This window comes from Bartonella sp. AA2SXKL, assembly GCF_042197205.1.
Taxonomy (GTDB): Bacteria; Pseudomonadota; Alphaproteobacteria; order Rhizobiales; family Rhizobiaceae; genus Bartonella.
On the sequence record NZ_JBHIRN010000279.1, the window covers coordinates 1 to 553 of the forward strand.

Annotated in this window: 1 pseudogene; it reads left to right on the top strand. The window is 38.9% G+C overall.

The window, feature by feature from the left end:
- A pseudogene (locus ACFINS_RS11240) lies at window positions 1-553 on the top strand (hypothetical protein); the annotation flags it as partial.

Genomic DNA, 553 nt, shown 5'->3' on the forward strand with positions numbered 1-553 from the left:
AGGACACAAGAAAACAGTAGAATTACGTTCCTTGCAAATGGTGAGATTAGCGCTAAATCAACAGATGCTGTTACGGGTGGTCAGCTTTTTGAAACGAATAATAAGGTTGTTACTTATTTAGGGGGTAATGCAGCTTTTAATAATGGTGTGTTTACAGGGCCGACCTATAGTTTATCGGAGATTGATAAAGATGGTAAGATAACAGCCAAGCCTTTTACCAATGTTGGTTCAGCTTTTGAAGGACTTGATGATAATATCAAGAATGTGAATGCACGAATTAAGGAAGTTTCTGCAGGTGTTGCGCAAGATTCTTTATCGTGGAGCAAGGGTGATAACGCCTTTGTAGCTCTTCATGGGGAAGGTAAGGACAGAAACAATAGCAAATTGAAGTTTCTTTTAGATGGAGAAATTTCTAAAGGTTCAACAGAAGCGATCACTGGCAACCAACTTTATTCAATGAATCAGACATTTGCTGAGTATTTTGGTGGAGGAGCAGGTTATAATGAAAAGGGAGAATGGGTTGCACCTACCTTCAAGCTTAAAACTGTCAATT